Source organism: Trinickia symbiotica (genome assembly GCF_003028655.1).
GTDB classification, from domain to species: Bacteria; Pseudomonadota; Gammaproteobacteria; order Burkholderiales; family Burkholderiaceae; genus Trinickia; species Trinickia symbiotica_A.
On sequence record NZ_PYUC01000033.1, the window covers coordinates 1 to 8,190 of the forward strand.

6 protein-coding genes are annotated in these 8,190 nt (G+C 59.2%); 4 read left to right on the plus strand and 2 right to left on the minus strand.

Features of this window, described 5'->3' with window-relative positions:
- Positions 1–233: 233 nt before the first annotated feature.
- Positions 234–965, minus strand: a complete 732-nt coding sequence (locus C9I57_RS31830; protein ID WP_308836383.1) for a helix-turn-helix domain-containing protein — start codon at positions 963–965, stop codon at positions 234–236.
- 357 nt (positions 966–1,322) lie between these two features.
- Here C9I57_RS31830 and C9I57_RS31835 point away from each other — a divergent pair, with 357 nt between their 5' ends.
- Entirely contained in the window at positions 1,323–1,991 is a 669-nt protein-coding gene (locus C9I57_RS31835) for an OmpW/AlkL family protein (protein ID WP_107154480.1), read from the plus strand.
- Positions 1,992–2,164: 173 nt separating this feature from the next.
- Here C9I57_RS31835 and C9I57_RS31840 read toward each other — a convergent pair whose 3' ends face one another.
- The gene (locus tag C9I57_RS31840) at positions 2,165–2,836 is read right to left on the minus strand and encodes a TetR/AcrR family transcriptional regulator (protein ID WP_181322028.1); all 672 of its coding nucleotides are present in this window, start codon (positions 2,834–2,836) and stop codon (positions 2,165–2,167) included.
- A 309-nt stretch (positions 2,837–3,145) separates the two neighbouring features.
- Between C9I57_RS31840 and C9I57_RS31845 the strand changes: the two genes are divergently transcribed.
- Genes C9I57_RS31845 through C9I57_RS31855 form a run of 3 tightly spaced genes read left to right on the plus strand, consistent with a single transcriptional unit; the run spans position 3,146 to position 8,066 of the window.
- Entirely contained in the window at positions 3,146–4,654 is a 1,509-nt protein-coding gene (locus C9I57_RS31845; protein WP_107154482.1) for an efflux transporter outer membrane subunit, read from the plus strand.
- Positions 4,655–4,671: 17 nt separating this feature from the next.
- Positions 4,672–5,862, plus strand: a complete 1,191-nt coding sequence (locus tag C9I57_RS31850; RefSeq protein WP_258187929.1) for an efflux RND transporter periplasmic adaptor subunit — start codon at positions 4,672–4,674, stop codon at positions 5,860–5,862.
- Between the two features lie 8 nt (positions 5,863–5,870).
- Positions 5,871–8,066 (plus strand): efflux RND transporter permease subunit, encoded by a 2,196-nt coding sequence (locus C9I57_RS31855; RefSeq protein ID WP_107154484.1) that lies wholly within the window; start codon positions 5,871–5,873, stop codon positions 8,064–8,066.
- The last annotated feature ends 124 nt before the right edge of the window (positions 8,067–8,190 follow it).

The following is an 8,190-nucleotide window of genomic DNA, read 5'->3' on the forward strand; positions in this document are numbered from 1 at the left end:
GACGTGCTCAATCGATTGCCCACCCATCGAGCCGACGACATCGCCGCGCTTCTACCGCATCGTTGGGCGCCTGCTGCGGCTTGATTGCCCGCACCTTGGGCCCAGGATGCCTTCACCGGGTGCTTACCCACTATGGGAGCATTCAGACGTAAGGTCGACTTTTGCGTATGCTTTGAAAGGCCGTCAGAGCCCCTCCAAGGCGGCGTTTGCGCGGCGTCGTCGAAAGTAACCAACTATTCGGCCCGACTTACATCGAGCAGACCGTCCAGGTCGAGAATCCGAATATTTCTGCCACCGACAGCGATGAGTCCGCGCTTCTCAAAGCGCGACAAGACTCGGCAGACCGTTTCCATCGTTACCCCGAGGAAACTTCCCGCTTCTCCTCGCGTCATGCGCAGCACAAACTGGGTTGGCGAATTGGCACGCTGATGAGATTGCCGCGACGACATGTCCAAAAGGAAAGTCGCGATGCGTTCTTCTACAGTCATTGTGCCGAGCACGACCATGTGACTGCTGTCACGAGCGAGCTCGGCGGAGAAAACGCGGTACAGGTGATCCGATATCGCTTTCACCTGCCGGCCGAGCAGTTCGAGCAGCGCGAATGGCAGAACGCAGACGCAGCTATCTTCGAGTGCAATGGCGTCGCTCATGTGGTAAGCGTGGCAAACGCCGTCAAGTCCTAGCGGTTCACCGGCGAAGAAAAATCCAGTAATCTGTTCTCGGCCATCGGAAAGCAGCATCACCTTCTTGAATGAGCCAGTGCGTATGGCATAGATGTTCGTGAACGGGTCCCCGATTCGGAAGACTGGCGCACCTCTGCGAACTACGTGGCGGGCAGGCGCAAGGCCTTTCGTCGAGCGCATGTCGGCGTGTTCGGCTCTATTGGCCGTGCAACAAGGCCGCATGGCACAGCTTCTGCACGGTTCAGTCAGGCTGATTGTGGGTGTAATTCCAATTGGTACCATAACTGACCCAGTAGCTTGCCTCGACGACGGCGAACAAGACTCTGTCGCAACCGAGATCTCGTTCGGCTCATTGGAAACTGACACAACAACGCCTACGTACGGGCGTCAATTGTCGACGACACCGAGCTTCTCCTTACTGCAGTCGCCTTGCAATGATCAATGGGCGGCTAACCGTCGCATCACAGAAATCGTTGAACGTTCCAATGACGCGTTTGCCGTTCGGCAGGTTTTGTCGATCGGACGCGTGCGACACGCTGTCGCGGGCAACTACATGCGTACGTTTAGTTGATTGCGGTCAACGCTGCTAGCCATATAACCATACAGACTGTGTGGGTATTATAGCAACCGGACACTATCATGCAAAACCAAATTCATGCCATCACGGCAGCGATTTGCCTCACTTCCGCATTTGGACTATCCACGGCCCGTGCTGCCGGCGACGCGGCAACGTTGGCCTCGACCGCAGACAGTTCAGCGGCCGGGATACATGCTGGCGATTGGCTGGTTCGCCTTCGTACAATTAGCATCCAGCCGCAAGTTCACACGAGCAACACGCTGTCCACGCTCGATGTCGGCGTGAACAACTCGCTCGTTCCCGAGCTCGATTTCACCTACATGATTCGCGACAGGATAGGCATCGAGTTGATTCTTGGCACCTCGCGTCACCAAGTGACGTCGAACCTCGGTAACTTGGGTGGCGTCGGCGTGCTGCCTCCGACATTGCTGTTGCAGTATCACTTCAATCATGAGGGACGCATTCGCCCCTATGTCGGTGCGGGTCTTAATTACACGCTCTTCTATAACAACAGTTTGCACGCCGGAGGTCAACCGGTCTCCATAGACAACCACAGCTTCGGTCCAGCATTGCAGGCCGGCGTCGACGTGCAGGTGACAAAGGCGCTTTTCGTCAACGCCGACATTAAGAAGATTTGGATGAAGACCGACGCGTCGCTTGGCGGCACTGCAATCGGCACTCTACATATCGATCCGCTCGTTATCGGGGTGGGCATTGGGATGAAATTTTAGCCGGGGCGGATTCGAGGCGCCGAAAAGGGCAAGGCGAGAGGGCTGAATGTGGCACGGCTGCTGGCTGGCCGGAAGAATGCAGGGAACGCGAGGGCATACGCGCGGAATGTGGATGGGGCGGGTCGCGCGAGATCGCTTACCTCCATGGATAACAGAAGTCGCGCTCAGGCAGGTCAAGCACTCCGACATCCAGCCAGAAAAAAAGCGACGCTATGCTGCACATGGTTGTCGATTTGTGCTCGCAATGTCTTCAGGCCTTCGCCAACGAGCGCGCGCATGAACAACGGGTCGACGACCAAGTCAATGTAGAACCTGGTCGTAGTCTCGATGTGATCGGGCCCGAAGGCCGGGAAGCGACGGACGTCCTTGACGCTAGCTGCGTCGAGTAGGGCTTCCCGCGCTGCCGAAGCGCCGCGCTCGCGCGCGTCACGAGAAAAGTGGGCCAGTTCCGGGACGCGGCGTGCCTCTGCGGCGGCAAGCCTCATGAAGTCGATCACTTCATCCTCGAGCAACCGTTCTAGCATTTCACGTCCGAGGCAGACGAGCCTTGCCTCGAGTGTTGTTCCGGTGGTTGCGTACTTCCCGAAGTGAGCACTGAACCGCGCCGCACCGCGCAAGCCGACAGCTACAAAAAGGGCCTCCTTGGTCTCGAACCGCGCATAGATAGTGGGCTTGCCGGCGTGCGCGAGACGGGCGATCTCGTCGATGCTCGCGCCATGGAACCCGCGCTCCATGAACACCTGATGGGCAGCATCAAGTATGCGTTCGTCCACTTCTCCAGCCAGCTCGCTTGGGGGCCTTCCTGCCCGTACGGCAGAATGCTTCAAAGCCTTCGCTTTCGGCATCGCATCTGTTGAGTTCGGCATCTTGTGGTGGACGTAGTCCGAATATCGGTACACCGCGGATGTATCACGGCAGAGCCGGGGTTGTAAAGGAACGAAACGGTTTCGTATCAGGGCTTATTGACCGCTTTTGGTTTCCTTGTTACTGTATGTGAACGAAACGGTATCGTTTTATTTGTCGGGTCTGCCGATGATTGCGTCATCAATACCGAAATGACAGTTCGTCCTGAGCTGCGCCACGTCGCGCTCGTTACCGCAGCCCAATGCCCGGACTCGTCGGCAATGTGCCCGAGCTTCGGATAGGGCGATGAAATGACGCTTCGAATTTGGAGCGCTCTGGCACCGCAACTTGGCCTGCTGAGCGCACTTTTGCTCGGCGGATGCGCCGTCGGGCCCGATTACGTGCGTCCGGCGATGACACAGAACGCCCACTTCTCGCGGGAAGAGCCGCTGACCGGCACGGCGTCTTCCGCCGTGCCGGGCGGCGCGGCGCAGCACCTGATCGAAGGGATGGACATCCCCGGACTATGGTGGACCCTGTTCCGTTCATCTGAGCTGACTGGCTTGGTGGAGGAGGCATTGCGTGCTAGCCCGGATGTAGCGGCAGCTCAGGCGTCTCTGCGGCAGGCGAACGAACTTGTGTATGCCGACCGCGCGTCGCTCTTCCCTATAGTGGTTGCGAACGCATCCACCACGCGCGAAAAGGCCAAGTTTGGTGCATTTCCCCCCGAACTATTGACTATCAATGCAGCCTCGGTGAGCGTTTCCTACGCTCCTGACGTGTTCGGTGGCACACGCCGTGAGATAGAGGCGGCTGCTGCCGTGGCCGAGTACCAACAGTTCGAACTCGAAGCAACTTACCTGACGCTGACCGCGAGCGTCGTCAACACCGCAGTGACGCTCGCGTCGGTCCGTGATCAGATCGCTGTGACAAAGGACCTCGTTCGGATACAAGAAGCAGGTTTGAACTTGGCGAAGTCGCGCCTGCGGCTGGGGGCAGTATCTAATAGCGACGTCCTTGCGCAAGAAGCGGTGGTGGCGCAAACGCGCGCGACCCTTCCACCACTGCAAAGGCAGTTGGACCAGGCACGACACCAGATGACGGCCTATCTCGGAAGGTTTCCGAACCAGGAGCAGGTGGAACATTTCGAGCTAGCGGGACTTCACTTGCCGGAAGAACTGCCTATTAGTCTGCCGTCGTCCATCATCGAGCAGCGGCCCGACGTGCGCGCCGCGGAGGCCCGACTGCACCAAGCTAGCGCAAACATCGGCGTGACAATCGCCAATGAATTGCCGCAGTTCAACCTCACGGGTTCGTTGGGCTTCAATGCTTCACGATTGGTCGATCTGTTTTCGCCGGGCACAGGGGTATGGGCCTTGGTCGGCTCGGTCTCGCAGAGCCTCTTCGATACGGGGGCTCGTTGGCACCGCAAACAAGTCGCCGTTGCCGCTTACGATGAATCCGCCGCGCATTACCGCGGCGCAGTCGTCAAGGCATTCCAGGACGTCGCGAACGTGTTGCGTGCGCTGGATACCGACGCCGATGAGCTAAAGCAGCAAGTAGACGCTGAACGAGCCGCACTAGACAGCCTCGAACTCACCCAGACCCAGTACCGACTCGGAGCGGTTGGTTACGTGAATCTTTTGACTGCGCAGCAAACATACCAGAACGCCGTTCTTGCACGCGTGCGTGCGCAGGCCAGTCGTTACAGCGATACAGTTGCGCTTTTTCAGGCGCTCGGCGGCGGCTGGTGGAATCGGTCAAAAAACACTTCGCAGGCGCAGGCCGGTCAGGTTATTTCGCCTCGACTTGATCAATAGGATCCGTGAGAAGCCCCATGGAAGAGGAAGCGCTCCATCCCCCAGCTAAACGGGAAGCGTCTGGTGGACGCACCAGCCGCCGCCTGTTGCGGCCAATGCTGATCATGCTTGGCGCCGTCCTAGTCATTGTCCTGATCATCGGCGGGACGAAGTTCGTTCAGATTTCCCGGCAGATTGCATACGCGAAGGCGCCCCAGCCGCCTGCCGTCGTCACTGCGGCTCCCGCCCGGTTCACCGACTGGCAACCTGTTGTATCCGCTGTGGGATCGATGAAAGCCTTCCGCGGCGTTGACGTGACGACTGAAATAGGCGGCATCGTTCGCAGTATTACCTTCAAATCTGGCGAGGACGTCTCGGCCGGCGAGCCGCTGGTGCAGCTCAACGCGGATACGGATGTTGCCCAATTGCATTCGCAGGAAGCAACTGCCGATCAGGCAGCAACCGTCTTGAACCGGGACAAGGCGCAGCTAGAGGCAAATGCCGTTTCACAGGCCCAGGTGGATGCCGACGAGGCCGACTGGAAGTCCAAGCGTGCAGCCGTCGAGCAGCAGCGTGCGCTGGTCGCTAAAAAGTCCATTACCGCACCGTTCGGCGGACGCATCGGTATCACCACCGTAAATCCTGGGCAGTACCTCAATCCAGGCGACAAGATCGCGACCCTGACCACGCTCGATCCGATTTATATCGACTTCAACGTACCGCAGGATCAAAAGTCCGAGATTGCGAAGGGCCAGGCCGTCTCGGTCAGCACGGATGCGGTGCCCGGCCAGACGTTCCGCGGCATGGTGACGGCTATCGACACCAAAGTGGATCCGACCACGCGCAGCTTGACGGTCGAAGCAACGGTTCCGAATCCCAATCGGCTGCTGCTTCCTGGGATGTTTGCCCGCGCAGTCGTCATTTCCGGCTCAGCGCAGCACTATCTGACGGTTCCCCAGACGGCGGTGACCTACAACCCGTACGGCACCACTATGTTCGTCGCAGTGAAGAAAAAGAATGCGAAGGGGCTCGATGTACTTACGGCGCAGCAGACCTTCGTCAGGGCGGGGGCGACGCGAGGCGATCAGGTCGCCATGTTGAGCGGACTGAAAGAGGGTGACCTGGTGATCACCAGCGGTCAGATGAAGCTCAACAACGGTACGTCGGTCGCGATCGACAACAGTAATCCGCCCGCGAACGAAGCGTCCCCGACGCCTCAAGAACGGTGAGACCCGTGATGAAATTTACCGACGCCTTCATCAAACGGCCGGTATGGGCGGTAGTCATCTCGGCGATGATCCTGATCCTCGGTCTACGCTCGATGACCGGACTGCCCGTCTCGCAATGGCCGCGCACCGAGAACGCGGTCGTGACCATCCAGACGAATTACAACGGCGCCGACGCGGCGACGATTGCTGGCTTCATTACTCAGCCGCTCGAGTCGGCAATCGCTCAGGCTCAGGGCATTGACTACCTTTCGTCAACCAGCGTGGCCGGCGTATCGACGATTACGGCAACCCTGCGTCTCAATTACGACGCGACGAAGGCGCTTACCGAGATCAATACGCAGATCAGCTCGGTCCGCAGCCAATTGCCCGCGCAGGCCCAGCAACCGGTTTTGTCCGTCGCTGTCGGCCAGACTACCGATGCCATGTACATCGGCTTCTACAGCGACGTGCTACCGACCAACAACATCACCGATTATCTCGTTCGCGTGTTGAAGCCCAAGCTCGACTCGATCGAGGGCGTGCAGACGGCGGAGATCTTGGGAGGGCGCCAGTTCGCGTTGCGCGCTTGGTTGGACCCTGCCAAACTGGCCGCGCATCATGTATCCGCCCGTGAGGTCTATGCCGCACTTTCGAACAACAACTATCTGTCCACGATCGGCTCGACCAAAGGTCAGATGGTCACGGTCGATTTGACGGCCGGCACCGATCTGCACAAGGTGGACGAATTCAAGCAACTGGTCGTCAACCAAAGTGGCGACGCGCTCGTCCGGCTCCAGGACGTCGCGACCGTCACGCTCGGCGCGGAGGACTACAGCACCAGTGTTGCGTTTTCGGGCAAACGGTCGGTGTTCGTCGGTATCAAGGTCGCGCCGAACGCCAACGTCGTGACGGTTGCCTCGAAGGTCCGTTCGGCCTTTCCAGAACTTCAGTCGCAACTGCCTTCCGGCCTGACCGGCGCCATCGCCTACGATTCCACGGAGTACATCAACACGTCGATCCAGGAAGTCGTCAAGACGCTGGCTGAAGCGCTGGTTATTGTGACGACCGTCATTTTCCTGTTCATCGGCTCGTTCCGTGCGGTCATCGTGCCGCTCATCGCGATACCGCTTTCACTCGTTGGCACGTTCTTCTTCATGTTCGTCCTCGGCTATTCGATCAACCTGCTCACGTTGCTTGCTTTGGTGCTCGCGATTGGTCTCGTCGTGGACGATGCCATCATCGTCGTTGAAAACGCCGATCGGCACATCAAGGAAGCGGGCAAAAGCGCGGGTGAAGCGTCGCTCATTGCGGCACGCGAGCTCGGTGGACCGATCGTTGCCATGACCGTGGTGCTGGTGGCAGCCTACGTACCGATCGGCATGCGAACGGGTCTTACCGGCGCGCTGTTCAAAGAGTTCTGCTTTTCGCTCGCCGGCGCGGTGGTGGTCTCCGCGGTGGTCGCACTGACGCTTTCGCCCATGATGACTTCACGTCTCCTCAGGCGTGGTGAAGATGAGGGGCGCTTAGCGCTCTTGCTTGACCGCATTTTCGCCCGCCTGCTGCGCGGGTACCACTCTGCCCTGGCCAGGACAATTGACGCATGGCCGGTGCTGGTCACCTTCGGCTTCGTCGTCTCCCTGCTCGCGGGAGCAGCCGCGTTTACCGCAAATAGCGAGCTGTCACCGACCGAAGACCAAGGCATCGTGTTCATGCAGATCAAGGGCGCGGCCAACGCGTCCCCGGAGCAAATGAGGCGCATCGCCGATCAAGCGTACGACATTGCTCGTAAAGTGCCAGAGTACAGCCAGATGTTTCAACTGACCGGTACTCCCGCGCTCAACCAGGGGCTAGGCGGCGTCCTGCTGAAGCCTTGGAATCGGCGTGAACGCACGCAGACCGACGTGGTAATGGACCTGCAGCGCAAATGGAGCAACGTGGCGGGCGCGCAGATTGTCGCCTTTTCACTGCCGTCATTGCCGGGATCGCAGGGGCTGCCCGTGCAGTTCGTCATCAGGTCGACCGAGCCGGTGGAAAAGCTGAACGAGGTTACCCAGGCCGTGTTGGCGGAGGCACAGAAGGAGAAGCTCTTCTGGTTCGCGGATGTCGATCTCAAGCTCGACAAACCGAAGGCCGAAGTCGTCGTCGACCGTGAAAAGCTCGCGATCATGGGCATGACCGAGGCGGATTTTGGCGCGGCACTGTCGGCGGCGCTTGGCGGCAACTGAGATTGACCCGCAAAAACGGACACCTATCCTTTTGATCAGGAGGTGTCGAAATGGGCAGGCATCGTACCCCATACCCGGCGGAATTCCGGGCCCACATGGTCGAGCTGGTGAAGGCCGGACGTAC